Raw genomic sequence first — 25,474 nt, 5'->3', positions numbered from 1 at the left:
CGCTGACGTTTGTTGTTCAGAACACAGATGTGGGCAGTGTAAAAAACAATTGCCAGTGCTTTTCACTATATAAGCGCCTATATTTGGCGACAATTCTCGGCGAAATGGCTTTTTACGGAGGCGCATCCCCTATGCGGACCAATACTCAGACCAAACGCGAGCTGGACAAGATCGACCGTAATATCCTGCGCATTCTGCAAGCAGACGGGCGGATTTCGTTCACCGAGCTTGGGGAGAAAGTCGGGTTGTCGACCACGCCCTGTACTGAGCGGGTGCGACGCCTGGAGCGCGAAGGAATCATCATGGGCTACAACGCCCGCCTCAACCCGCAGCACCTCAGGGGTAGCCTGCTGGTGTTCGTCGAAATCAGCCTCGACTACAAGTCTGGCGATACCTTTGAAGAATTCCGGCGCGCCGTGTTGAAACTGCCGCACGTACTGGAATGCCACCTGGTGTCAGGGGATTTCGACTACCTGGTGAAGGCGCGGATTTCCGAGATGGCCTCGTACCGCAAACTGCTGGGCGACATCCTGCTCAAGCTGCCCCACGTGCGTGAGTCCAAGAGCTATATCGTGATGGAAGAAGTGAAAGAGAGCCTGAGCCTGCCGATTCCGGATTGAAGTCAGCTCTGAGGAAATGGTTGCCTGAGCGGGCGCCATCGCGAGCAAGCTCGCTCCCACATGGGGTCCTGCCGTACACAAAACTGTGCCCACTGAAAATCTACTGTGGGAGCGAGCTTGCTCGCGATTGAAGCGACTCGGTCTACCTGAAGCAACGGAACCTCTAAACCAGGACTTGCCGGGTGCTGGCCATGTATTCATGAATCTGCTTTTCGACCCGTGGATGGATCAACTCCACCGGGCCGCGGCCGTTGGGGCATGGCAAGGTCTTCGTGGTGCCGAACAGCCGACAGATCAACGGCCGCTCGTCATACACGGTGCAGCCATTGGGCCCCAGGTGCACACAGTTCAGTTCATCCATTGCGGCGTCCTGCTCAGCCCTGGTCTTGCGCGGCAGGCGGGACATTTCTTCTGGCGAAGTGGTCACCGGACCACAGCAGTCATGGCAGCCGGGCACACACTCGAATGACGGGATTTGCTGTCGAAGAGTGCGGATTTTCTGGCTGTTGCAGCTCATCGAAGCGCGTACCGGGATAGTGAACGGAATGGGATTTTGCCCTAAAAGCCTCGCTCCAGACAGCACCAGCCGACCAGTGTTGCCCAGGCCGAAAGGTCCGGCTTATGCTCCGTAAAATTTACTCAACACACGAGATCAGGATGACGCACATGCACCCCCGTGTTCAGCAACCTGTCCCGAGCCATCTGCACGCCGCGTCTTACTACGCCGCCAGCAGCCTGCCGCAGCCCGATCATCCGGTGCTCAAAGGCGAACTGCTGGCGGACGTGTGCATAGTGGGTGGCGGGTTCTCGGGGCTGAACACCGCCATCGAACTGGCCGAACGCGGGCTCCGTGTGGTGCTGCTCGAAGCGCACAAGATTGGCTGGGGTGCCAGTGGACGCAATGGCGGGCAACTGATTCGCGGGGTCGGTCATGGCCTCGATCAGTTCGCCAATGTAATCGGTGCGGACGGCGTCCGGCAGATGAAGCTGATGGGGCTGGAAGCGGTGGAAATCGTCCGGCAACGGATCGAGCGTTTTCAGATCGCCTGCGACCTGACCTGGGGTTACTGCGACCTGGCCAACAAACCTCGCGACCTCGACGGTTTTGCCGAAGACGCGGCCGAACTGCGCAGCCTCGGCTATCGCTACGAAACCCGGTTACTGCAAGCCAATGAAATGCACAGCGTGGTCGGCTCCGACCGCTACGTTGGTGGTTTGATCGACATGGGTTCCGGGCACCTGCACCCGCTGAACCTGGCCTTGGGCGAAGCAGCGGCAGCGCAGCAACTGGGCGTGAAGCTGTTCGAACAATCGGCGGTGATCCGCATCGACTATGGCAGTGAGGTCAAGGTCCACACCGCGCAAGGCTCGGTTCGCGCCAAGACCCTGGTGCTGGGCTGCAACGCCTACCTCAACAACCTGAACCCCGAGCTCGGCGGCAAAGTATTGCCCGCCGGCAGTTACATCATCGCCACCGAACCCTTGAGCGAAGCACAGGCCCACGCATTGCTGCCGCAGAACATGGCGGTCTGCGATCAGCGAGTGGCGCTGGACTACTACCGGCTCTCGGCGGATCGGCGCTTGCTGTTCGGCGGTGCCTGTCACTATTCCGGCCGTGATCCGTCGGACATCGCCGCGTATATGCGACCGAAGATGCTCAACGTCTTCCCGCAACTGGCCGGGGTGAGGATCGACTATCAATGGGGCGGGATGATTGGCATCGGCGCCAACCGCCTGCCGCAGATTGGCCGACTCAAGGACCAGCCGAATGTGTATTACGCCCAGGCCTATTCCGGTCATGGGGTGAACGCCACTCACTTGGCCGGCAAACTGCTGGCCGAAGCCATCAGCGGTCAGCAAAGCGGCGGTTTCGACCTGTTCGCCAAGGTGCCGCACATTACCTTCCCCGGCGGGAAGTACCTGCGTTCGCCGTTGTTGGCGTTGGGGATGTTGTGGCATCGAATGAAAGAGCTGGTCTGAACCCTAATCCGAATCCGCCCCCCGTAGGAGCTGCCGCAGGCTGCGATCTTTTTCGCAGCACCACGCAGCCCAGATCAAAAGATCGCAGCCTGCGGCAGCTCCTACGGGGGACCGCATTGCGGGTTACAACCGCCAGAAGGGTTTGAGCCCCTCCTCCCGCGCCTGTTCGCGACTCAAGCCCACATCGCGCAACTGCTCAGGCGACAGCTCAAGCAAGGCCTTGCGCGTGTGCAGACGATGCCAGAGCAGACCCCAGCGACCGAGACCGGACGGGGCATTGCGGTTTTTTGCCGCGCGCATGCCCTTCTCCTGCCCTGCCACCAGTTCCTGACTGTGTAACGTCAGCCGCACATCGCTCAAGCCGTTCATTTTGATTGCTCCTGTTTACTTGGGTAGCCAGAGATTCCATGATGCGCGGGCGAGCGAAACCGTTACAGATCCAACAGAGCTGTATTACTCCCATACAGATTTTCCGTTTTACCGACTGAATCCTGTATTTTTTCTCAATCTGTACTGGTTACCTGAATCTCCTCACCGAGGCTGCACCATGACCCTTTACGTCAACCTCGCCGAATTGCTCGGCACACGCATCGAGCAGGGCTTCTACCGACCCGGTGACCGACTGCCGTCGGTGCGGGCATTAAGCGTCGAGCATGGGGTCAGTCTGAGCACGGTGCAGCAGGCTTATCGGGTGCTGGAAGACAGCGGGCTGGCGATGCCGAAACCTAAATCCGGTTACTTCGTTCCGGTCGGGCGCGAGTTACCGGAGTTGCCGGTCGTTGGCCGCCCGGCCCAGCGTCCAGTGGATATTTCTCAGTGGGATCAGGTGCTGGAACTGATTCGCGCCGTCCCGCGTAAAGACGTCGTGCAACTCGGTCGCGGTATGCCAGACGTCACCACACCGACCATGAAGCCTCTGCTGCGCGGGCTGGCGCGGATCAGCCGGCAGCAGGACTTGCGCGGCCTGTATTACGACAACATCTACGGCGTCCTCGAGCTGCGCGAACAAATTGCCCGATTGATGCTCGATTCCGGCTGTCAGCTGAGCGCCAACGACCTGGTGATCACCACCGGTTGCCACGAAGCGCTGTCCACCAGCATTCGCGCGATCTGCGAACCGGGCGACATCGTTGCCGTCGACTCACCGAGCTTTCACGGCGCCATGCAGACCCTCAAAGGGCTGGGAATGAAAGCCCTGGAGATTCCCACCGACCCGATTACCGGGATCAGCCTCGATGCGCTGGAACTGGCCCTGGAACAGTGGCCGATCAAAGCCATACAGTTGACCCCCAACTGCAACAATCCACTGGGCTACATCATGCCGGAGGCGCGCAAACGGGCGCTGCTGACCCTGGCACAGCGCTTCGACGTGGCAATCATCGAAGACGATGTGTATGGCGAACTGGCCTACACCTACCCGCGCCCCCGCACGATCAAATCCTTCGACGAAGACGGTCGCGTCCTGCTCTGCAGCTCGTTTTCGAAAACCCTGGCGCCGGGGCTGCGCATCGGCTGGGTCGCGCCGGGACGGTATCTGGAGCGGGTGTTGCACATGAAATACATCAGCACCGGCTCCACGGCGCCGCAACCACAAATCGCCATCGCCGATTTTCTCAAAGGCGGTCACTTCGAGCCACATTTGCGGCGGATGCGCACGCAATACCAGCGTAATCGCGACCTGATGCTCGACTGGGTCAGCCGCTACTTTCCCGCCGGCACCCGCGCCAGCCGCCCGCAAGGCAGCTTCATGCTTTGGGTCGAACTGCCGGAAGGTTTCGATACCTTGAAACTGAATCGTGCGCTGAACGACCACGGCGTACAGATTGCCGTCGGCAGCATTTTTTCCGCCTCGGGCAAATACCGCAATTGCCTGCGCATGAACTACTCGGCCAAACCGACACCGCAGATTGAAGAGGCTGTACGCAAGGTTGGCGCGGCGGCGATCAAGCTGCTGGCCGAGCACAACGACAGTGCTGAATGGGACAAATGACGCCAACACGGCGAAACAAGTCGCCCAACGCATTTCCACGCTTCTGTGGATAATTATTTTTCAGGCACAGCACAAAGCACTGTGGGAGCGAGCTTGCTCGCGATGACGGACCAACATTCAACATTAACGTCGACTGTCATACCGCTATCGCGAGCAAGCTCGCTCCCACAAGGGTTCTACGTTGTCTTGAGCCCCAGATGCGACCGGGGCCCGTAACAATTTACAGCTTGATCCAGGTCGCCTTCAGCTCGGTGTACTTGTCGAACGCGTGCAGCGACTTGTCGCGACCGTTGCCCGACTGTTTGAAACCACCAAACGGTGCGGTCATATCGCCGCCATCGTACTGATTGACCCACACGCTACCGGCGCGCAAGGCCTTGGCGGTCAGGTGGCCCTTGGAGATATCCGAGGTCCAGACTGCAGCGGCCAGGCCATATGGCGTATCGTTGGCGATCTGAATCGCTTCCTCGACGCTGTCGAAGGTGATAACCGACAGTACCGGGCCAAAAATCTCTTCCTGGGCGATCTTCATCGCGTTGCTCACGCCGTCGAAAATCGTCGGTTCAACGTAGGTGCCACCGGTTTCCTGGAGGATGCGCTTACCGCCAGCCACCAGTTTGGCGCCATCGGTGTGACCGGATTCGATGTAGGACAGCACGGTGTTCATCTGCTGCGTGTCGACCAGCGCCCCGACGTTGGTGGCCGGATCCAGCGGATTGCCCGGCTTCCAGGCTTTCAGGGCTTCGATCACCAGCGGCAGGAACGTGTCCTTGATCGAGCGCTCGACCAGCAGACGGGAACCTGCGGTACACACTTCGCCCTGGTTGAACGCGATGGCACTGGCAGCCGATTCGGCCGCCGCTTGCAGGTCCGGCGCATCGGCAAACACGATGTTCGGGCTCTTGCCGCCGGCTTCGAGCCAGACACGTTTCATGTTCGATTCGCCGGAATAAATCATCAGTTGCTTGGCGATTTTGGTCGAGCCGGTGAACACCAGCGTGTCGACATCCATGTGCAGGGCCAGCGCCTTGCCAACGGTGTGACCGTAGCCTGGCAGCACGTTCAGCACGCCTTTCGGGATACCGGCTTCAACGGCCAGTGCCGCGATGCGGATGGCGGTCAGCGGGGATTTTTCAGACGGCTTGAGGATCACCGAGTTACCGGTGGAGAGCGCCGGGCCGAGCTTCCAGCACGCCATCATCAGCGGGAAGTTCCACGGCACGATAGCGCCAACCACACCCACTGGCTCACGGGTCACCAGACCCAGTTGGTCGTGCGGGGTAGCGGCCACTTCGTCGTAGATCTTGTCGATGGCTTCACCGCTCCAGCTCAGCGCTTGCGCCGCGCCCGGAACGTCGATGTACAGGGAGTCGCTGATCGGCTTGCCCATGTCCAGGGTTTCAAGCAGCGCCAGCTCTTCGGCGTGCTGCTTGAGCAGGCCGGCGAAACGAATCATGGTGGCCTTGCGCTTGGCCGGTGCCAGACGCGACCAGACGCCCGAGCTGAAGGTGCTGCGGGCGTTTTCTACGGCGCGCTGGGCGTCGGCGGCGTCACAGCTGGCAATCTCGCCCAGCAGACGGCCATCGACAGGGCTGATGCATTCAAAGGTCGCGCCGGAGACGGCATCGGTGTATTCGCCATTGATGTAGGCACGGCCTTCGATTTTCAGATCGCGGGCGCGTTGTTCCCAGTCAGTACGAGTCAGGGTGGTCATACGAGTGTCCTCCTCTTATTGAATACGAGCGCCACGCGAGCTACGCAGGCACCTACAGGAATTCTGCCCGGCCAGCCTTCAAATCGGCCCAAGGCAACTGCCACCCTAAACCAGCGACCCCTCATGTTTCAATATATTTGACATAAGACCGGTAAACGGCCTTGCGATGTTCATTTTAATAAACATAGACTTTGCTTTTCAGCCACTCGCGCCGCAATCACGGGGGATTACAAGAATGAGCATCCAGGACATCGTCGACTTCAGCCAGGCCACCACACCCGCCGAGCGCTACCGCCCGGACGCTACAAAGATCCTCAAAGGCGACCCCGAGCAAACCGTCTACAACCACTACAACAGCCCGTGCGGCCAGCTGAACGCCGGCGTGTGGGAAGGTGAAGTCGGGCAATGGATGGTGAACTTCACCGAACACGAATACTGCGAAATCGTGCAGGGTGTTTCCGTTCTGCGTGACGGAAACGGAAACGCGAAGACACTCCGAGCGGGAGATCGTTTTGTAATCCCGGCAGGTTTCAGAGGAACCTGGGAAGTGCTGGAACCGTGCCGCAAGATCTACGTGGCGTTTGAGCAACAGCCCTGAAAACGGCCTCTTGAGCACACTTTGAGCCCGTCCAGCGAGACGGGCTTTTTATTGCGCCACTCAATATGGGCAAATATCGGGACACACTCCAGAGGATGCTAAATAACTGAAGTTCCTCCAGAATTTTTCCACTCCCTCCATGAAGGAAGGCGAGAGCAAACAGGCTCAATCAAAAACTTATCGCAAGGAAGCTACAAATGACTCACGAACTGGATCAACACCTGGAAACCGCAAACGAGTACGTAGGCAAACAATACTCCGAGGCTCTGCGCGCAGAATTGGCCGATAAAACCGGCCTGCACGTGCGACCGATTGGTATCGGCTTCATCATGACCAAGGACTACGACCCTCAACGCATCAATCTGCTGGTTGAAAATGAAATCATCACCAGCGCGGCCATGGGGAACTGATTGATCCCATGACAGGAGCGCATGGCCTTGAAACAGGCTGATGCAGCTCAACGCACTTAGCAACGCGAAACGCCCGATGCCCTGCATCGGGCGTTTTGCATTGCAAACCGACAAGTCGGCCCGCCCGGCAGGCACAACAAAAAAGGCCCGTATCTTGCGATACGGGCCTTTTTCTCAAGAGGGAAAAATCAATTACTTGATTTTGCCTTCTTTGTAGATCACGTGCTTGCGAACAACCGGATCAAATTTCTTGATCTCGATTTTGTCCGGAGTAGTGCGCTTGTTCTTGTCGGTAGTGTAGAAGTGACCAGTACCGGCGCTCGAAATCAAACGAATCAATTCACGCATGATTAGCTCCCTTAGATCTTGCCAGCTTTGCGGATTTCGGCCAGCACGACAGTGATGCCACGCTTGTCGATGATACGCATGCCTTTGGCAGATACGCGCAGACGCACGAAACGTTTCTCTTCTTCAACCCAGAAGCGGTGATGCTGCAGGTTCGGCAGGAAACGACGACGGGTTTTGTTGTTTGCGTGGGAAATGTTATTCCCAGTCACCGGACCCTTACCGGTAACTTGACAGACTCTCGACATGCCTCAGCCCTCTAAAACCACATGCCCAACCCGGCATGGGTTGGCCGCTTAATCTCTCAGTCATTTGGCGCCAGGCGCCGCGTTTCTTTAGGGGTCTTACCGGCTACACCTACAAACGAAGGAACCGGGCCCCTAGAAAAGAGCGCTGCTTTATACCAGAAAGACTAGAGAGCAACAACAATCGGTGTGCATTGAATTAACAAAACCCCTGATTTTCTGGCTCCGAGCGCCTTGGACAAAGGCTGTCGTCGATGGCGACCGCTCGTCGCAGAGAATCGGCCAACAGGCCAATCCAGGGTTTCCTCGGGCAGCACTCACCGAAAACAATCGCACATAGTCCCCTTAAAATGAAAAAGGGGATAGTCATTTGTAAAAGAGCCCACTAGGGTAGGCCTTTTCCAGACTGCACTCGCAGATGGGCCTTCGATCTGCACAGGAATCCACACATGCGCCTCGCTGCCCTACCGTTGTTGCTCGCCCCACTTTTGCTGAGCCCATTGGCCCAGGCTGCCGCTTTAAGCGTCTGCACCGAGGCCAGCCCGGAAGGGTTCGATGTCGTTCAATACAACTCGCTGACCACCACCAACGCTTCGGCCGACGTGCTGATGAACCGCCTGGTGGACTTCGACACCGCCAGTGGCAAAGTGGTCGCCAGCCTGGCCGACAGCTGGGAAGTCTCGACCGACGGCCTGACTTACGTCTTCAAACTGCACCCGCAGGTAAAATTTCACCACACCGAGTACTTCAGCCCCACTCGCGACCTGAGTGCAGAAGACGTGAAGTTCAGCTTCGACCGTATGCTCGACCCGGCCCACCCGTGGCACCAGGTTGCCCAAAGCGGCTTCCCGCACGCTCAATCGATGCAGTTGCCCGCGCTGATCAAGAAGATCGATGCGCTGGATCCGCTGACCGTGCGTTTCACCCTGGACCACCCCGACTCGACCTTCCTTGCCACCCTGACCATGGGTTTTGCCTCGATCTACTCGGCGGAGTATGCCGACCAGTTGCTCAAGGCCGGCACACCCGAGAAGCTCAACAGCCAGCCAATCGGCAGCGGCCCGTTCATCTTCGGGCGCTTCCAGAAAGATGCGTCGATTCGCTACAAGGCCAACCGCGATTATTTTGCCGGCAAACCGGCGGTGGACAGCCTGGTGTTCGCCATCACTCCGGACGCCAACGTGCGCTTGCAAAAACTACGGCGCAACGAGTGCCAGATCGCCCTGTCGCCCAAACCACTGGACGTGCAGGCCGCCGCCCAGGAACCGACCCTGAAGATCGAGAGCACACCGGCGTTCATGACCGCGTTCGTGGCCATCAACAGTCAGCATCCGCCGCTGGATAAACCCGAAGTGCGCCAGGCGATCAACCTCGCCTTCGACAAGGCCAGCTACCTCAAGGCCGTTTTCGAAGACACCGCGCAAGCCGCCAACGGTCCGTACCCGCCCACCACCTGGAGCTACGCCAAGGACCTGCCAGGCTATCCAAAAGACACCGCCAAGGCTCGCGCACTGCTGGCCAAGGTCGGGCTCAAGGAAGGCTTTAAAACCACAATCTGGACCCGCCCTTCCGGCAGCCTGCTCAATCCAAACCCAAGCCTTGGCGCCCAGCTGCTGCAGGCTGACCTGGCTGAAGTCGGGATTCAGGCGGAAATCCGCGTGATTGAATGGGGCGAGCTGATCCGCCGCGCCAAGGCCGGCGAACACGATCTGCTGTTCATGGGCTGGGCCGGCGACAACGGCGACCCCGATAACTTCCTCACGCCGCAGTTCTCCTGCGCGGCAGTCAAGTCCGGGACCAACTTCGCCCGCTACTGCGACCAGGGCCTGGACAAGGTCATCAGCGCCGGCAAGACCACCACCGAACAAGGCGTGCGCAGCAAGCTCTACGAACAGGCCCAGGCGCAGATCCAGCAACAGGCACTGTGGCTACCACTGGCGCACCCGACCGCCTACGCACTGACGCGCAAGGAAGTTCAGGGCTACCAGGTCAGCCCATTCGGCCGCCAGGACTATTCCAAAGTCAGTTTCAAGTAATAGCGTCACCGCAAAACCTGTGGGAGCGAGCTTGCTCGCGATGACGGACTTTCAGCCAACATCATTGTTGAATGTCAAACCGCTATCGCGAGCAAGCTCGCTCCCACATGGATTTACCTGGCGCCGCTACCCCGCTCACATCCACCCGTACTCGGCCATCGATAGCGGATCGCCGTCGCCGACGATGAAATGGTCGAGTACCCGCACATCGATCAAATCCAGCGCCTCTTGCAGGCGCTTGGTCAGCGCTCGATCCGCCTGACTCGGCTCGGTACTCCCTGACGGATGGTTGTGGCAGAGGATCAGCGCCGCGGCGTTGTGCGCCAGGGCACGCTTGACCACCTGACGCGGGTAGACGCTAGCGCTGTCGATCGAGCCGCGAAACAGTATCTCGAACGCCAGCACCCGATGCCGGGAGTCCAGAAACAGACAGCCGAACACCTCATGCGGCTCATGGCGCAACATCGCCTTCAGGTAATTGCGCACTTCGATCGGGCTTTTGAGCACCGAATCGCGACGCAAGCGTTCCGCCAGATGCCGCCGCGCCATCTCCAGCACGGCTTGCAACTGGGCGAACTTCGCCGGCCCCAGCCCAAGCTGACTGGCGAATGTCTGCTGGTCCGCCTCCAGCAACGTGCGCAGGCTGCCGAATTGATGCAACAGGTGTCGCGCCAGATCTACCGCGCTTTTGCCGGTCACCCCGGTGCGCAGAAAGATGGCCAGCAATTCGGCATCCGAAAGACTCGCCGAACCCTGCTCCAGTAACTTCTCCCGCGGGCGCTCCGCCGCCGGCCAATCGCGAATGCTCATAGCACCTCCATGTGTGTGGGCGCCGCTGTTCCGTAGCGGTCGCTGTGATATCGTAGTTCATCTTTTTTGCGGGCGATTTATCCCTGGGGAGGGGGTTTCGCCACGTAGTCATCAATGAATTGAAAGGCAGGCCTATGCAGCGGCTGTATCGGAAACGCATCGTTCTCGGCGTCGGCGGTGGCATTGCCGCCTACAAGAGCGCCGAGCTGGTTCGCCGACTCATCGACCAGGGCGCCGAAGTGCGCGTGGTCATGACCCGCGGCGGCAGCGAGTTCATCACCCCGCTGACCATGCAGGCACTCTCCGGGCACCCGGTTCACCTGGACCTGCTGGACCCGGCGGCCGAAGCCGCGATGGGCCACATCGAACTGGCCAAGTGGGCTGATCTGGTGCTGATCGCCCCAGCCACCGCCGACCTGATCGCGCGCCTGGCCCAAGGCATCGCCAACGACCTGCTGACCACCCTGGTGCTGGCCACCGACGCAACCGTCGCGCTGGCCCCGGCAATGAACCAGGCCATGTGGCGCGACCCGGCCACCCAGGCCAACACCCAACTGCTCGAAAGCCGTGGCTTCAAGGTCTTCGGCCCGGCATCCGGCAGCCAGGCCTGCGGCGACGTCGGCATGGGCCGCATGCTCGAAGCCAACGATCTGGCGCAGTGCACCGCCGATTGCTTCCAGCGCCAGGCGCTGACTGGCAAGCACGTGCTGATCACGGCCGGTCCGACCCAGGAAAACATCGACCCGGTGCGCTACATCACCAACCACAGCTCCGGGAAAATGGGCTTTGCCCTGGCCGAAGCCGCGGTCGAAGCCGGCGCCCGGGTGACTTTGATCACCGGCCCCGTGCACCTGCCGACCCCGGATCGCGTCACCCGGATCGACGTAGTCAGTGCCCGCGACATGCTCGCCGCCTGCGAAGCCGCGATCCCTTGCGACCTGTTCATCGCTTCTGCTGCGGTCGCGGACTATCGCCCGGAAGTCGTCGCCCCACAAAAACTCAAGAAAGACCCTACGAACGGCGACGGCTTGTTGCTGCAAATGGTCCGTAACCCAGACATTCTGGCGACCATTGCCACTCGCCCCGACCGTCCGTTCAGTGTCGGTTTCGCCGCCGAAACCGAACACCTGCTCGACTACGCTGCACGCAAACTGAAAGACAAAAACCTCGACCTGATCGTCGCCAACGACGTCGCCAACCCGAGCATTGGCTTCAACAGCGAGGAAAACGCTTGCAGCGTGATCGACCGTGAGTTGCACGCAACGCTCTTCGCCCAGACCAGCAAGGGCAAAATCGCCCGTCAGCTGATCACTTTTATCGCCGAACGTCTGAACCAGGTTTAACTCGCATGCACGCTTTACAAGCCAAGATCCTCGACCCACGCATTGGCCGCGAATTCCCGCTGCCGCAGTACGCCACGCCAGGCTCCGCCGGCCTCGACCTGCGGGCGATGCTGGAACAGGACACCGTCATCAAGCCGGGTGAAACCCTGCTGATCCCCACCGGTCTGTCGGTGTACATCGGCGATCCGGGCCTCGCCGCGCTGATCCTGCCGCGTTCGGGCCTGGGCCATAAGCACGGTATCGTGCTAGGCAACCTGGTCGGCCTGATCGACTCCGATTATCAGGGGCCGCTGATGGTCTCCTGCTGGAACCGCGGCCAGACCGACTTCAACATCGTGGTCGGCGAACGTCTTGCCCAATTGGTGCTGGTGCCGGTGGTCCAGGCGCACTTCGAACTCGTCGCAGAGTTCGACGAAACCCAACGCGGCACCGGTGGTTTCGGTCATTCGGGCAGCCATTGATCCGCTGAAGGCCTGTAGGAGCTGCCGAAGGCTGCGATCTTTTGATTCTCGTTTTCAAGATCAAAAGATCGCAGCCTTCGGCAGCTCCTACAGGGAAATTGAGCCAATTTCAGCGACAGTTTTAGCTTCGGGAATCAAGGCATTGGCTGGCTAGTTACTTGCTGACTTCGGTGGCATGGCCTTTACGCACCACGAACTCTCTGCCAAAAACGCCGTCATACCCTTCAGTTTGAGCCCGCCGACGACCCGTTCGCCGGCCCGTCCAGCAACCTTTGAGTTGGAGCAGCCCCAGTGATGAGCAACGCAGCCCGAGTCGCACCCACGTTCCCCGACAGCATCTTTCGCGCCTACGACATTCGTGGCGTCGTCCCGGAAACCCTGACGGCTGAAACCGCTTACTGGATCGGTCGCGCCATCGGCTCCCAGACCCTGGCCCAGGACGAACCGAACATCTCCGTTGGCCGTGACGGTCGTTTATCCGGCCCGGAGCTGGTCGAGCAACTGATTCAGGGCCTGCACGACAGCGGCTGCCACGTCAGCGATGTCGGACTGGTGCCAACCCCGGCGCTCTACTATGCGGCCAACGTGCTGGCCGGCAAGTCCGGTGTGATGCTCACCGGCAGCCACAACCCGTCGAACTACAACGGCTTCAAAATCGTCATCGCTGGCGACACTCTGGCCAACGAACAGATCCAGGCCCTGCATGACCGCCTGAAAACCAACAACCTGAGCAGCGGCAAGGGCAGCATCACCAAGGTCGAAATCCTCGACCGCTACACTACCGAAATCGTCCAGGACATCAAACTCGCCCGGCGCCTGAAAGTCGTAGTCGATTGCGGTAACGGCGCCGCGGGTGTTATCGCACCTCAGCTGATCGAAGCCCTGAACTGCGAAGTCATCCCGCTGTTCTGCGAAGTCGATGGCAACTTCCCGAACCACCACCCGGATCCGGGCAAACCCGAGAACCTGGTGGACCTGATCGCCAAGGTCAAGGAAACCAACGCCGACCTGGGCCTGGCCTTCGACGGTGACGGTGACCGCGTGGGTGTGGTGACCAATACCGGCGATATCGTCTTCCCGGACCGCCTGCTGATGCTGTTCGCCAAAGACGTGGTAGCGCGCAACCCGGACGCGGAGATCATCTTCGACGTCAAATGCACCCGCCGCCTGACGCCGCTGATCAAGGAATACGGTGGTCGCCCACTGATGTGGAAAACCGGTCATTCGTTGATCAAAAAGAAGATGAAGCAAACCGGCGCCCTGCTCGCAGGCGAAATGAGCGGGCACATCTTCTTCAAGGAGCGCTGGTTCGGTTTCGACGACGGCATTTACAGCGCCGCACGGCTGCTGGAGATCCTCAGCAAGGAAAAATCCTCCGCGCAGGAGCTGTTCGAGACCTTCCCGAACGATATTTCTACGCCAGAGATCAATATCCATGTGACCGAAGAGAGCAAATTCAGCATCATTGATGCACTGCACGATGCCCGCTGGGGCATCGGTGCCGAATTGACCACCATCGACGGTGTGCGAGTCGACTACGCCAAAGGCTGGGGCCTGGTTCGCGCGTCCAACACCACACCGGTGCTGGTCCTGCGTTTCGAGGCCGATAACGACGCCGAACTGCAGCGCATCAAGGACGTATTCCACGCCCAGCTGAAACGTGTTGCACCTGATCTCCAACTACCATTTTGATTTTTTGAAACGCCTTTTATTGAAGTGCCGGAGCCCCGAATGACCCTCGAACGCGAAGCCGCCGCCAACACCGCCAAGGTCCTGTCCGAAGCGCTGCCTTACATTCGCCGCTATGTCGGCAAGACGCTGGTGATCAAATACGGCGGCAACGCGATGGAAAGCGAGGAGCTGAAAACCGGCTTCGCCCGCGACATCGTGCTGATGAAGGCCGTCGGCATCAACCCGGTGGTGGTTCACGGCGGCGGCCCGCAAATCGGCGACCTGCTCAAGCGCCTGTCGATCGAGAGCCACTTCATCGACGGCATGCGCGTCACTGACGCCCAGACCATGGACGTGGTGGAGATGGTTCTCGGCGGCCAGGTGAACAAGGACATCGTCAACCTGATCAACCGCCATGGCGGCAGCGCCATCGGCCTGACCGGCAAAGACGCCGAGCTGATTCGTGCGAAAAAACTCACCGTGACCCGCCAGACGCCAGAGATGACCCAACCGGAAATCATCGACATCGGCCAGGTGGGCGAAGTGGTTGGCATCAACACCGACCTGCTGAACCTGCTGGTCAAAGGCGACTTCATCCCGGTGATCGCGCCCATCGGTGTCGGTGCCAACGGCGAGTCCTACAACATCAACGCCGATCTGGTGGCCGGCAAAGTCGCTGAAGCCCTGAAAGCCGAAAAGCTGATGCTGCTGACCAATATTGCCGGCCTGATGGACAAAACAGGCAAGGTTCTCACTGGTCTGAGCACCCAGCAGGTCGACGAACTGATCGCCGACGGCACCATCTACGGCGGCATGCTGCCGAAGATCCGTTGCGCGCTGGAAGCGGTGCAAGGCGGCGTGGGAAGCTCGCTGATCATCGATGGCCGGGTGCCGAACGCGATTCTGCTGGAAATCTTCACCGACACTGGTGTGGGTACCTTGATCAGTAATCGCAAGCGTCCGTAAGCAACACACATAAAAAGACCCCGCTCAGCTTGACTGAGCGGGGTCTTTTTTTATACGACGCTCCGAAGCGGAGCCACCCTTGTGGGAGCGAGCTTGCTCGCGATGGCGGCCTGACAGTCAACACAGATGTTGGATGTCATGGCCTCATCGCGAGCAAGCTCGCTCCCACAGTTTTTACAAAACCATCAAACGCCGAACTGGGCGCGGTAGGCTTCTACCGCCGGCAGGTGTTGCTTGAGCTGCGGATCGTCGGCGAGGAATTCCAGCACCTGATTCAGCGAAACGATGCTGACCACCGGGATACCGAAGTCACGCTCCACTTCCTGGATCGCCGACAGCTCACCGTTGCCGCGTTCCTGGCGATTCAGGGCGATCAGCACGCCGGCTGCCTTGGCGCCGTCCTGGGAAGCGATGATCTGCATCACTTCACGGATCGCGGTACCGGCGGTGATCACGTCGTCGATGATCAGCACTTCGCCAGTCAGCGGCGCACCGACCAGGCTGCCGCCTTCGCCGTGAGCCTTGGCTTCCTTGCGGTTGAAGCACCATGGCAGATCGCGGTTATGGTGCTCAGCCAGCGCCACCGCAGTGGTCGCCGCCAAAGGAATGCCTTTGTACGCAGGGCCGAAGAGCACGTCGAACGCAATGCCGCTCTCGACGATGGCTGCCGCGTAGAAACGACCCAGCTGCGCCAGTGCAGAACCTGAGTTGAAAAGGCCGGCATTGAAGAAGTAAGGACTGGTACGCCCGGACTTCAGGGTGAACTCACCGAAGCGCAAAACGCCGCGATCGATGGCAAAACGAATGAAGTCGCGCTGATACGCTTGCATGAAAAAAACCCCAAATACCACGGATTTAGCTAATTAGGTAGACGCCGTGTATCATACACGCACGCGATTTTTGGGGCCATTTATGCGGATCATCAGTGTGAACGTCAATGGTATTCAGGCTGCAGTCGAGCGTGGTTTGCTCAGTTGGCTGCAAGCACAGAATGCCGACGTCATCTGCCTGCAGGACACCCGCGCCTCCGCCTTTGAACTGGACGATCCAGCCTTCCAACTGGATGGCTACTTCCTTTATGCCTGCGATGCCGAAGTCCCCGCCCAAGGTGGTGTGGCTTTGTATTCGCGGTTGCAACCGAAGGCTGTCATCAGTGGTCTCGGCTTCGAGACAGCCGACCGCTACGGGCGCTACCTGCAAGCCGATTTCGACAAGGTCAGCATCGCGACCTTGCTGCTCCCTTCGGGGCAGAACGGCGATGAAGACTTGAACCAGAAGTTCAAGCTAATGGACGATTTCGCCCGTTATCTGGATAAACAGCGGCGCAAACGTCGCGAGTACATTTATTGTGGCTCGCTGTACGTGGCGCAACAGAAGCTGGATATCAAAAACTGGCGCGACAGCCAGCAATCCCCGGGCTTCCTGGCGCCAGAGCGTGCCTGGATGGACGAGATTGTCGGCAACATGGGTTATGTCGATGCCCTGCGTGAAGTCAGCCGCGAAGGCGATCAGTACAGCTGGTGGCCAGACAACGAACAGGCTGAGATGCTCAACCTGGGCTGGCGTTTCGACTACCAGTTGCTGACTCCAGGCCTGCGTCGTTTCGTTCGCAGCGCACGTTTGCCACGTCAACCACGGTTCTCGCAACACGCGCCGCTGATCGTGGACTACGACTGGACGCTGACCATTTAAGTTTTTCGCTGACAAAAAACTGGTCGGTAAAAAAAATGCCCATATCGCAAGATACGGGCATTTTCCTTATGCGCTATGTCCAGGGCGAAAACCGCTCCCAAAGCGCGCCTGAACTTCAAGCCGCGGCGAAAAACGGCAGCGCAAGGTACAACTTGATCACGATGACATTGATGATGTCGATGAAAAAAGCCCCCACCATCGGCACCACCAGGAACGCTATCTGCGAAGGTCCGTAGCGCTGTGTCACCGCTTGCATGTTAGCGATAGCCGTTGGCGTGGCACCCAGTCCAAAACCGCAGTGCCCTGCCGCCAGTACTGCCGCATCGTAGTTACTACCCATTAGTCTAAACGTCACGAAAATCGCAAACAGCGCCATGACCAACGTTTGCGCAGCCAGGATGATGAAGAACGGCAAAGCCAGTGAAGCCAGATCCCACAGTTTGAGCGACATCAGAGCGATCGCCAGAAACAGCGACAAGCTGACATTCCCCAGCACCGAGACTTCACGCTCGAACACCTGATACAAACCAAGCGCTGAAAGCCCGTTCCGTAAAACCACACCCACGAACAAGACGCAAACGAACGTTGGCAACTCAAATGCGGTTTCGCGGAGCAGGCCATTCAGGAGAGAGCCTGCCAGTAAGCTAACCGCGATCAGAGCGAGTGTCTCGATAAACGAAAATGGCGTGATCGAGCGTTCTTTGTTCGGCTGCTCAAAACCCTTTGGCAGCCGCGGCATTTCTTGCTCGAAGCCGGGTACCTGGACACGCTTGATGAGCAGGCGAGCGACCGGACCACCAATCAAGCCGCCCAACACCAAGCCAAATGTCGCAGAGGCCATCGCAAGCTCAGAAGCGGAAGCCAGACCGAATTTCTCACTGAACATCGTTCCCCAAGCGGCGCCTGTACCGTGACCGCCCGCCAAGGTAATTGAGCCTGTCAGCAGGCCCATCAAAGGATCGAGCCCCAACGCTTTTGCGAGCCCGATGCCCATGGCATTTTGGACCACCAAAAGCCCGGTGACCGCCAGCAGAAAAATCCCCACTACGCGTCCGCCTTTCTTCAGGCTGGCGAAATCTGCACTCAAGCCAATGGTGGCAAAAAACGCCAACATCAAGGGAGTCTGCAGTGAGGTATCGAATCTGACTTCAATATCCAGGCCCCGCAAGGCCAAGAGAACCAGGGCAACCACCAGGCCACCTGCTACAGGCTCAGGGATATTGTAGGCACGTAAAAAACCGACACGTGTGACAAGTCCGCGCCCCAGCAAAAGCACTAAAGAGGCGGCTACAAGTGTTCCATAAAAATCGAGCTGAACCATTGAGATTATTCTTGGATATATATTCAGGGGCGAACTTTTTACCTGGACACGCCTCTTGAACAGGTTGATCGTCTCAACACTTGTTTTTTTAGATTCAAGGACCGTCAATGGTCTGAATATATCGAAATATTTCTTGATGAATATTACTTGGGGTAACCTTATCAACCGCGAAGTCTCATTGCCAAGCACATAGGCAGTGTTGAAGGCTTGCAGTTGTGACTAAAAGTGTAAGAACGATACGTATACGTGCATAACATATACCTGTAGCGCCTGAATTCCGTAGATGGCGACCGTTGTACACGACTGAAAACATTTATGTGATTTCAAAAAAACAAATGCCCCGACAAGTTGGGGCATTTACTTTAAATTGCGGCGAACTGCGTATTCACATAGCCTGATTGCTGTCGGTTTTTGTGCACGCTGATTTTCCAATGTGGGAGCAGCGTTGACCGTTATTTGATCAACCGCCAGGTGAACGGGTAGCGATACAGCTGCCCTTCATTGGCTTTTACCCCGGCGATGATCGTCAGCACCAACGCGCCGATGGCCACCAGGCCAAACAGGAAGAAGCCGATCACCACCACCATCAGCAACAGGCAGATCGCCGTAGCAATGGCCACGCTGATCTGAAAGTTCAGCGCCTCCTTGCCCTGGTCATCGATGAACGGATCCATCTCGCGCTTCAGTTGCCAGAGGATCAGCGGCCCGATCAACGAACCGAACGGCACCCAGATCCCCAGCAAGGCCGAGAGATGGCAGAACATGGCCCACTGACGAACCTCACGGCTAGGCACTGGCTGCGGTAGTTGCTCATCACTCATGACGCTCTCCTTGCTGAACATCGGAACCTGGACTTCAGAACAATCAGTCAGCCAACGCCGCTTTTTGCAGGTCGAAAATTTCGTTCATGCCTTTTTTCGCCAGCTCCAGCATCGCGTTCAGCTCTTCAGGCTGGAACGGCGCGCCTTCAGCGGTGCCCTGAACCTCGATGAAACCACCGGTGCTGGTCATCACTACGTTCAGGTCGGTCTCGGCAGCCGAGTCTTCCAGGTAGTCCAGATCCAGCACTGGCTCGCCCTGGTACATGCCCACCGAAACGGCGGCAATCATTTGCTTGAGCGGGTCACCGCCTTTCAGGCCGCCGCGCTTCTTGATCACTTTCAAGGCATCGACCAGCGCAACCATGGCACCGGTGATCGAGGCAGTACGCGTACCGCCGTCGGCTTGAATCACGTCGCAGTCGACGTACAGGGTGATGTCGCCCAGCTTGGACATGTCCAGCGCAGCGCGCAGGGAACGACCGATCAGACGCTGGATCTCCAGCGTACGGCCGCCTTGCTTGCCACGGCTCGCTTCACGCTGGTTACGCTCGCCAGTGGCGCGCGGCAACATGCCATATTCAGCGGTCAGCCAGCCTTGGCCCTGACCTTTGAGGAAGCGCGGCACACCGTTTTCGACGCTGACAGTGCAAATCACCTTGGTATCACCGAACTCGACCAGTACAGATCCCTCGGCGTGTTTGGTGTAGTTGCGGGTGATGCGGATCGAGCGGAGCTGATCGGCAGCGCGACCACTTGGACGTTTCATAGAGGAACACCTGTACGGAGGACGGAAATCTGCCGAGCATTATAGGGCGACCGGACGCGCCTGGGCACTTCTAAAAAACCCGGGCGACGAGCGAGGGCTCTGAACCGCGCTCTGCGACGGCCTGCTGCGCTTTGTCACACGCGCCATTTGGGAGCATCCGCCGCACTGCGCTACAATCCTGCGCCTTTGCAGCCTGTGGGCTTTAATTCATCTAATCAGGTCCGTTGAGCCCGCAGGGTTCGGCGCCGGCTTGAATCGCGAGGTACCTCCATGGTGCACAGCATGACCGCCTTCGCCCGCGTCGAAAAAGCCGGCAGCCAGGGCACCCTGAGCTGGGAGCTGCGTTCGGTCAACAGCCGCTACCTGGAACCGCACCTGCGCCTGCCAGAGTCCTTTCGCGACCTCGAAGGCAATGTGCGCGAAGCGCTGCGTCAGGGCCTTTCGCGTGGCAAGCTCGAATGCACCCTGCGCTTCACCGAAGAAACCACCGGCAAACCGCTGCAAGTCGATCGTGAACGCGCCGCGCAACTGGTCGCTGCCGCTGAAACCGTCGCCAGCCTGATCAAGAACCCGGCAGCCCTCAACCCGCTGGAAGTGCTGGCCTGGCCTGGCGTGCTGGTCGCCGACGCGAGCGACCCGCAAGCGCTCAACGCCGAAGCGCTGGCACTGTTCAATGAAGGCCTCAAAGAGCTCAAGGCTGGCCGCGAGCGCGAAGGTGCGGAGCTGGCCCGGTTGATCAACGAACGCCTGACGTCGATTGAAGAAGACGTGGTGACCCTGCGCGAACTGGTTCCGCAGATGCTCGCCACCCAGCGCCAGAAGGTGCTCGATCGCTTCGCCGACATGAAGGCCGAGCTCGACCCGCAGCGCCTGGAACAGGAAATGGTCATCCTCGCGCAAAAGAGCGACGTCGCCGAAGAACTGGACCGCCTGAGCACCCACATCATTGAAGTTCGCCGCGTGCTCAAGTCCGGCGGCGCTGCCGGTCGGCGCCTCGACTTCCTGATGCAGGAGCTCAACCGCGAAGCCAATACACTGGGCTCCAAAGCCTTCGACCCGCGCAGCACCCAGGCTGCGGTCAACCTCAAAGTGTTGATCGAGCAGATGCGCGAACAAGTGCAGAACATTGAGTAAGGCTACCCCGACATGACCCACAGCACCGGCACCCTGTACATCATTTCCGCCCCTTCGGGCGCGGGCAAGAGCAGCCTGGTCAAGGCTCTGACCGACGCTGATCAAAAGATCCGCGTCTCGGTCTCCCACACCACCCGTGCCATGCGCCCCGGTGAAGTGAACGGTGTGAACTATCACTTCGTCGAACGCAGCGAGTTCGTGAAGATGATCGAGCACGGGGATTTCCTCGAGCGCGCCGAAGTGTTCGGCAATCTCTACGGCACCTCGCAAAGCCACCTGCAGCAAACCCTGGACGAAGGCCACGACCTGATTCTGGAAATCGACTGGCAGGGTGCCGAGCAAGTGCGTCAACTGATGCCCAAGGCCCGCTCGATCTTCATTCTGCCGCCGTCCCTGCAGGCCTTGCACCAGCGCCTGACCAATCGCGGCCAGGACAGCGACGAGATCATTGAAGGTCGTATGCGTGAAGCCGTCAGCGAGATGAGCCATTACGTCGACTACGACTACCTGATCATCAACGACGATTTCGCCCATGCGCTGCACGATTTGAAGGCGATTTTCCGTGCCAATCAGCTGCACCAGAAGCGTCAGCAGCAGCTTCACGGAAAACTTTTGGCCGAATTGCTCGGCTAAACAGCTCTTCCCAAAACCGCTGCAAGGGCTTTACATTGGTACTTGCAGCGCGTTGAAGGGCTTGGTTAAAAAATCAGCGCTTCCCTAATCGCTGGTGATTTTTTAAACTGTTGAGTCCGCTCGCCCAACCGGGCAGCGCGCATTTTGCATTCGCTCCGAGGAATACCATGGCCCGCGTAACCGTTGAAGACTGCCTAGAACACGTGGAAAACCGCTTTGAGCTGGTCATGCTCTCTACCAAGCGTGCCCGTCAACTGGCCACCGGTGGCAAAGAGCCGCTGGTACAGTGGGAAAACGACAAGCCTACCGTTGTAGCCCTGCGTGAAATCGCTGAAGGCCTGATGAGCTACGAGTTCATCGCCAATGCTGAAATCGTCGAAGACGAACCGCTGTTCGCAGCGTTCGAGGACGAGTCCAACGAGGCCGTCTAAGTCCATGCCTGGTCGACGTAGCACGGCGCGGGGTCACAGCCATCGGCAGGAGTCATCATGCCGAGCATAGACGCCCTCGCCGATCGCTTATCGACCTACCTCGGCACTGACCAGGTCAACCTGGTCCGCCGAGCGTACTTCTACGCCGAACAAGCACACGACGGCCAACGCCGTCGCAGCGGCGAGGCGTACGTCACGCACCCGTTAGCGGTCGCGAACATTCTTGCCGACATGCACATGGACCATCAGAGCCTGATGGCCGCGATGCTGCATGACGTGATCGAAGACACCGGCATTGCCAAGGAAGCGCTCTCTGCGCAGTTTGGCGAAACCGTGGCCGAACTGGTCGACGGGGTCAGCAAACTGACCCAGATGAACTTCGAGACCAAAGCCGAAGCCCAAGCCGAAAACTTCCAGAAAATGGCCATGGCCATGGCGCGCGATATTCGCGTGATCCTGGTCAAACTGGCCGACCGCCTGCACAACATGCGCACGCTGGAAGTCCTGTCCGGTGAAAAACGCCGACGGATCGCCAAGGAAACCCTGGAAATCTATGCGCCCATCGCCAACCGGCTGGGCATGCACGCCATCCGCGTAGAATTCGAAGACCTGGGCTTCAAGGCCATGCACCCGATGCGTTCCGCGCGGATCTACCAGGCGGTCAAACGCGCCCGGGGCAACCGCAAGGAAATCGTCAACAAGATCGAAGAATCCCTCAGCCACTGCCTGGCCATCGATGGCATTCAGGGCGAGGTCAGCGGTCGCCAGAAACACCTCTACGGCATCTACACGAAAATGCGCGGCAAGCGTCGGGCTTTCAACGAGATCATGGACGTCTACGCGTTCCGGATCATCGTCGACAAGGTCGATACCTGCTACCGCGTGTTGGGGGCTGTGCATAATTTGTACAAACCGTTGCCGGGGCGCTTCAAGGATTACATCGCAATTCCCAAGGCCAACGGCTATCAGTCGCTGCACACCACGCTCTTCGGCATGCACGGCGTACCGATCGAAATCCAGATCCGCACCCGTGAAATGGAAGAGATGGCCAACAACGGCATCGCCGCCCATTGGCTGTACAAATCCAGCGGCGACGAGCAGCCAAAAGGCACTCACGCCCGCGCCCGCCAGTGGGTCAAAGGCGTGCTGGAAATGCAGCAACGTGCCGGCAACTCGCTGGAATTCATTGAAAGCGTGAAGATCGACCTGTTCCCGGACGAGGTCTACGTGTTCACGCCCAAAGGCCGGATCATGGAGCTGCCAAAAGGCTCCACGGCGGTCGACTTCGCTTACGCGGTACACACCGACGTCGGCAACAGCTGCATCGCCTGCCGGATCAACCGTCGCCTGGCGCCGCTGTCCGAACCGCTGCAAAGCGGCTCGACGGTCGAGATCGTCAGCGCTCCGGGCGCACGGCCGAACCCGGCCTGGCTCAACTTCGTAGTCACCGGCAAGGCCCGCACGCACATTCGTCACGCGCTGAAATTGCAACGCCGCTCCGAGTCCATCAGCCTGGGCGAACGCCTGCTGAACAAGGTGCTGAACGGTTTTGACAGCTCGCTGGAAAAAGTCCCGGCCGAGCGCATCAAGGTGATGCTCAACGAATACCGCCTCGAACTGATCGAAGACCTGCTCGAAGACATCGGCCTGGGCAATCGCATGGCTTATGTCGTCGCTCGTCGTCTACTCGGTGAAGGCGAACAGCTGCCAAGCCCGGAAGGTCCGCTGGCGATTCGCGGGACCGAAGGCCTGGTGCTCAGTTACGCCAAGTGTTGCACGCCGATCCCGGGCGACCCGATTGTCGGCCACCTGTCCGCCGGCAAAGGCATGGTCGTGCACCTGGACAACTGCCGCAACATCAGCGAAATCCGGCACAACCCGGAAAAATGCATCCAGCTCTCGTGGGCCAAGGATGTCACCGGCGAATTCAATGTCGAACTGCGCGTCGAGCTGGAACACCAGCGCGGCCTGATTGCCTTGCTGGCCAGCAGCGTCAACGCCGCCGACGGCAACATCGAAAAAATCAGCATGGACGAACGCGACGGTCGTATCAGCGTGGTCCAACTGGTGGTCAGCGTGCACGACCGTGTACACCTGGCCCGCGTGATCAAGAAACTGCGCGCCTTGACCGGGGTGATTCGCATCACCCGCATGCGCGCATAGCTCGTCCATATAGCCCCGCCACATTACAAGGAGTCATTCATGACAAAGACTGTAATCACCAGCGACAAGGCCCCGGCCGCCATCGGTACTTACTCCCAGGCGATCAAGGCTGGCAACACCGTCTACATGTCCGGTCAGATCCCGCTTGACCCAAAAACCATGGAACTGGTCGAAGGCTTCGAAGCCCAGACCGTCCAGGTGTTCGAGAACCTCAAAGCCGTGGCTGAAGCCGCTGGCGGTTCGTTCAAGGACATCGTCAAACTGAACATCTTCCTCACCGACCTGAGCCACTTCGCCAAGGTCAACGAGATCATGGGCAAGTACTTCGACCAGCCTTACCCGGCGCGCGCCGCCATCGGCGTGGCGGCCCTGCCAAAGGGTTCGCAGGTTGAAATGGATGCCATTCTGGTCATCGAGTAATACGCACGGCGCGGCCTCCAAGGCTGCGCCGACTTCGTTCTGTAAGGATCTCCTCATGCGCAAAGCGCTAGCTCTCTCGTTGCTCGCGGTGTTTCTCGGTGGCTGTGCCAGCAACCCTGCCGACCGTGACATCAGTGGCACCTGGATCAACCAGTCAGCAATCGATGCGGCGTCCAAGGGCGGCCCGTTGCGTGAAGCACTGCAAGCCTATGGCCCGAACCTGGAGTGGGACGTCAACACCAAGGCTGGCCAGGCGCGCTACAGCAATGGCTTCGAGAAAATCGAAGGCAAGGTACTGGGCGAGCAGTCCGGCGCCTGGAACGTCGAAATTTATGGCAGCCCTGCCACCGTATTGAAGCGCGACGGCAAACAACTGCAGCAAGTGGCCAACGACAACGAGCCAGGGCAACTGTTTGACCGCGCCATAGATGCCGCTCCTGAAGGCGCGCCACTGGGCGCCAGCTTCGAGCGCGCGCTGTATTCAGCCTATCTGGGCGGCAGCTGGAAGATCGTCAACGGTCCAGGCGAAGGCAGCACCGTTCAATTCCAGGCCGATGGTGCCGTTCAGGGACTGCCCGGCGCCGACCGTTACGCGCTGTGCCTGGCGGGCGACTGCGCCTCGATGAGCGGCGGCCACGACACCGTCTGGCTGCAACAGAGCGGCCAGGGCAACCCGTGGATCTTTACCCGCAACGGTAAACAGATGGAGATCTTCCAGGCGGTCAACGGATCCCAGGCGGACGAAGTGCCTTCGTTCGCCCCTGGCAATCGCCAATGGACACTGGAAAAACAGTGATCCAGCCTTAGAGTCACCAAAGAACCAATGTGGGAGCGAGCTTGCTCGCGATGGCGGTGTAACAGTCAACATTAATGTTGAATGTTATGGCCTAATCGCGAGCAAGCT

26 protein-coding genes and 1 pseudogene are annotated in these 25,474 nt (G+C 59.1%); 17 read left to right on the top strand and 10 right to left on the bottom strand.

Annotated elements, in window-relative coordinates:
* The first annotated feature begins 131 nt into the window (after positions 1–131).
* Positions 132–620 (top strand): Lrp/AsnC ligand binding domain-containing protein, encoded by a 489-nt coding sequence (locus BK659_RS17095; protein ID WP_123426186.1) that lies wholly within the window; start codon positions 132–134, stop codon positions 618–620.
* 163 nt (positions 621–783) lie between these two features.
* Here the strand turns inward: BK659_RS17095 and BK659_RS17090 are convergent, their stop codons facing one another.
* Positions 784–1,137, bottom strand: coding sequence for a YkgJ family cysteine cluster protein (locus BK659_RS17090; protein WP_007947437.1), 354 nt, complete (start codon positions 1,135–1,137; stop codon positions 784–786).
* Positions 1,138–1,286: 149 nt separating this feature from the next.
* On the opposite strand from BK659_RS17090, the gene BK659_RS17085 reads away from it, so the two are divergent.
* A complete protein-coding gene (locus tag BK659_RS17085) occupies positions 1,287–2,600 on the top strand; it encodes an NAD(P)/FAD-dependent oxidoreductase (protein ID WP_123426185.1) in 1,314 nt (437 codons plus the stop codon).
* Between the two features lie 123 nt (positions 2,601–2,723).
* Here the strand turns inward: BK659_RS17085 and BK659_RS17080 are convergent, their stop codons facing one another.
* Positions 2,724–2,969, bottom strand: a complete 246-nt coding sequence (locus tag BK659_RS17080) for a DUF1127 domain-containing protein (RefSeq protein ID WP_123426184.1) — start codon at positions 2,967–2,969, stop codon at positions 2,724–2,726.
* Positions 2,970–3,147: 178 nt separating this feature from the next.
* On the opposite strand from BK659_RS17080, the gene BK659_RS17075 reads away from it, so the two are divergent.
* Positions 3,148–4,590: an aminotransferase-like domain-containing protein gene (locus BK659_RS17075; protein ID WP_123426183.1), complete on the top strand. Its 1,443-nt coding sequence runs from the start codon at positions 3,148–3,150 to the stop codon at positions 4,588–4,590.
* 220 nt (positions 4,591–4,810) lie between these two features.
* Here BK659_RS17075 and BK659_RS17065 read toward each other — a convergent pair whose 3' ends face one another.
* Positions 4,811–6,304 (bottom strand): aldehyde dehydrogenase, encoded by a 1,494-nt coding sequence (locus tag BK659_RS17065; RefSeq protein ID WP_123426182.1) that lies wholly within the window; start codon positions 6,302–6,304, stop codon positions 4,811–4,813.
* Positions 6,305–6,539: 235 nt separating this feature from the next.
* Between BK659_RS17065 and BK659_RS17060 the strand changes: the two genes are divergently transcribed.
* Together BK659_RS17060 and BK659_RS17055 are read left to right on the top strand one after the other, a co-directional pair.
* Positions 6,540–6,902, top strand: coding sequence for a cupin domain-containing protein (locus BK659_RS17060; RefSeq protein ID WP_123426181.1), 363 nt, complete (start codon positions 6,540–6,542; stop codon positions 6,900–6,902).
* Between the two features lie 197 nt (positions 6,903–7,099).
* Positions 7,100–7,312 (top strand): hypothetical protein, encoded by a 213-nt coding sequence (locus BK659_RS17055; protein WP_123426180.1) that lies wholly within the window; start codon positions 7,100–7,102, stop codon positions 7,310–7,312.
* Between the two features lie 192 nt (positions 7,313–7,504).
* On the opposite strand, the gene rpmG is transcribed toward BK659_RS17055, so the two are convergent.
* Together rpmG and rpmB are read right to left on the bottom strand one after the other, a co-directional pair.
* A complete protein-coding gene (rpmG, locus tag BK659_RS17050) occupies positions 7,505–7,660 on the bottom strand; it encodes a 50S ribosomal protein L33 (RefSeq protein ID WP_007894709.1) in 156 nt (51 codons plus the stop codon).
* An 11-nt stretch (positions 7,661–7,671) separates the two neighbouring features.
* Complete coding sequence (gene rpmB / locus BK659_RS17045; protein WP_007894701.1) at positions 7,672–7,905, bottom strand: 50S ribosomal protein L28; 234 nt, start codon at positions 7,903–7,905, stop codon at positions 7,672–7,674.
* Between the two features lie 446 nt (positions 7,906–8,351).
* On the opposite strand from rpmB, the gene BK659_RS17040 reads away from it, so the two are divergent.
* Entirely contained in the window at positions 8,352–9,938 is a 1,587-nt protein-coding gene (locus BK659_RS17040; RefSeq protein WP_123426179.1) for an ABC transporter substrate-binding protein, read from the top strand.
* Positions 9,939–10,073: 135 nt separating this feature from the next.
* On the opposite strand, the gene radC is transcribed toward BK659_RS17040, so the two are convergent.
* On the bottom strand, positions 10,074–10,748 hold the full coding sequence (radC, locus tag BK659_RS17035) for a RadC family protein (protein ID WP_123426178.1): 675 nt from the start codon (positions 10,746–10,748) through the stop codon (positions 10,074–10,076).
* Between the two features lie 134 nt (positions 10,749–10,882).
* Here radC and coaBC point away from each other — a divergent pair, with 134 nt between their 5' ends.
* From coaBC to argB, 4 genes and pseudogenes are all read left to right on the top strand, one after another.
* Positions 10,883–12,091 carry a bifunctional phosphopantothenoylcysteine decarboxylase/phosphopantothenate--cysteine ligase CoaBC gene (coaBC, locus tag BK659_RS17030; RefSeq protein ID WP_123426177.1) on the top strand — a complete coding sequence of 403 codons (1,209 nt, stop codon included), beginning with the start codon at positions 10,883–10,885 and terminating at the stop codon, positions 12,089–12,091.
* Positions 12,092–12,096: 5 nt separating this feature from the next.
* The gene (dut, locus tag BK659_RS17025) at positions 12,097–12,552 is read left to right on the top strand and encodes a dUTP diphosphatase (protein WP_123426176.1); all 456 of its coding nucleotides are present in this window, start codon (positions 12,097–12,099) and stop codon (positions 12,550–12,552) included.
* 288 nt (positions 12,553–12,840) lie between these two features.
* A pseudogene (locus tag BK659_RS17010) lies at positions 12,841–14,244 on the top strand (phosphomannomutase/phosphoglucomutase); the annotation flags it as partial.
* Positions 14,245–14,283: 39 nt separating this feature from the next.
* Positions 14,284–15,189 (top strand): acetylglutamate kinase, encoded by a 906-nt coding sequence (gene argB / locus BK659_RS17005; protein ID WP_123426174.1) that lies wholly within the window; start codon positions 14,284–14,286, stop codon positions 15,187–15,189.
* Positions 15,190–15,374: 185 nt separating this feature from the next.
* Here argB and pyrE read toward each other — a convergent pair whose 3' ends face one another.
* A complete protein-coding gene (gene pyrE, locus BK659_RS16995) occupies positions 15,375–16,019 on the bottom strand; it encodes an orotate phosphoribosyltransferase (RefSeq protein WP_123426173.1) in 645 nt (214 codons plus the stop codon).
* A gap of 82 nt (positions 16,020–16,101) precedes the next feature.
* On the opposite strand from pyrE, the gene BK659_RS16990 reads away from it, so the two are divergent.
* Entirely contained in the window at positions 16,102–16,881 is a 780-nt protein-coding gene (locus BK659_RS16990) for an exodeoxyribonuclease III (protein WP_003176915.1), read from the top strand.
* 115 nt (positions 16,882–16,996) lie between these two features.
* Here BK659_RS16990 and gltS read toward each other — a convergent pair whose 3' ends face one another.
* From gltS to rph, 3 genes are all read right to left on the bottom strand, one after another.
* On the bottom strand, positions 16,997–18,202 hold the full coding sequence (gene gltS / locus BK659_RS16985; protein WP_123426172.1) for a sodium/glutamate symporter: 1,206 nt from the start codon (positions 18,200–18,202) through the stop codon (positions 16,997–16,999).
* Positions 18,203–18,654: 452 nt separating this feature from the next.
* Positions 18,655–19,023, bottom strand: a complete 369-nt coding sequence (locus BK659_RS16980; RefSeq protein ID WP_123426171.1) for a DUF4870 domain-containing protein — start codon at positions 19,021–19,023, stop codon at positions 18,655–18,657.
* A 43-nt stretch (positions 19,024–19,066) separates the two neighbouring features.
* A complete protein-coding gene (gene rph / locus BK659_RS16975) occupies positions 19,067–19,789 on the bottom strand; it encodes a ribonuclease PH (RefSeq protein ID WP_123426170.1) in 723 nt (240 codons plus the stop codon).
* Positions 19,790–20,059: 270 nt separating this feature from the next.
* Here rph and BK659_RS16970 point away from each other — a divergent pair, with 270 nt between their 5' ends.
* From BK659_RS16970 to BK659_RS16945, 6 genes are all read left to right on the top strand, one after another.
* Positions 20,060–20,923, top strand: coding sequence for a YicC/YloC family endoribonuclease (locus BK659_RS16970; RefSeq protein ID WP_123426169.1), 864 nt, complete (start codon positions 20,060–20,062; stop codon positions 20,921–20,923).
* 12 nt (positions 20,924–20,935) lie between these two features.
* Positions 20,936–21,556: a guanylate kinase gene (gmk, locus tag BK659_RS16965; RefSeq protein WP_123426168.1), complete on the top strand. Its 621-nt coding sequence runs from the start codon at positions 20,936–20,938 to the stop codon at positions 21,554–21,556.
* A gap of 167 nt (positions 21,557–21,723) precedes the next feature.
* Positions 21,724–21,987 carry a DNA-directed RNA polymerase subunit omega gene (gene rpoZ, locus BK659_RS16960; protein WP_003177259.1) on the top strand — a complete coding sequence of 88 codons (264 nt, stop codon included), beginning with the start codon at positions 21,724–21,726 and terminating at the stop codon, positions 21,985–21,987.
* A gap of 57 nt (positions 21,988–22,044) precedes the next feature.
* Positions 22,045–24,150 carry a bifunctional GTP diphosphokinase/guanosine-3',5'-bis pyrophosphate 3'-pyrophosphohydrolase gene (spoT, locus tag BK659_RS16955; protein ID WP_123426167.1) on the top strand — a complete coding sequence of 702 codons (2,106 nt, stop codon included), beginning with the start codon at positions 22,045–22,047 and terminating at the stop codon, positions 24,148–24,150.
* A gap of 39 nt (positions 24,151–24,189) precedes the next feature.
* The gene (locus tag BK659_RS16950; RefSeq protein ID WP_003229509.1) at positions 24,190–24,570 is read left to right on the top strand and encodes a RidA family protein; all 381 of its coding nucleotides are present in this window, start codon (positions 24,190–24,192) and stop codon (positions 24,568–24,570) included.
* Between the two features lie 55 nt (positions 24,571–24,625).
* Complete coding sequence (locus tag BK659_RS16945; RefSeq protein WP_123426166.1) at positions 24,626–25,366, top strand: hypothetical protein; 741 nt, start codon at positions 24,626–24,628, stop codon at positions 25,364–25,366.
* The last annotated feature ends 108 nt before the right edge of the window (positions 25,367–25,474 follow it).

The organism is Pseudomonas brassicacearum (genome assembly GCF_003732225.1).
GTDB classification, from domain to species: domain Bacteria; phylum Pseudomonadota; class Gammaproteobacteria; order Pseudomonadales; family Pseudomonadaceae; genus Aquipseudomonas; species Aquipseudomonas brassicacearum_E.
This window is presented reverse-complemented; position numbering and strand designations above follow the sequence as displayed.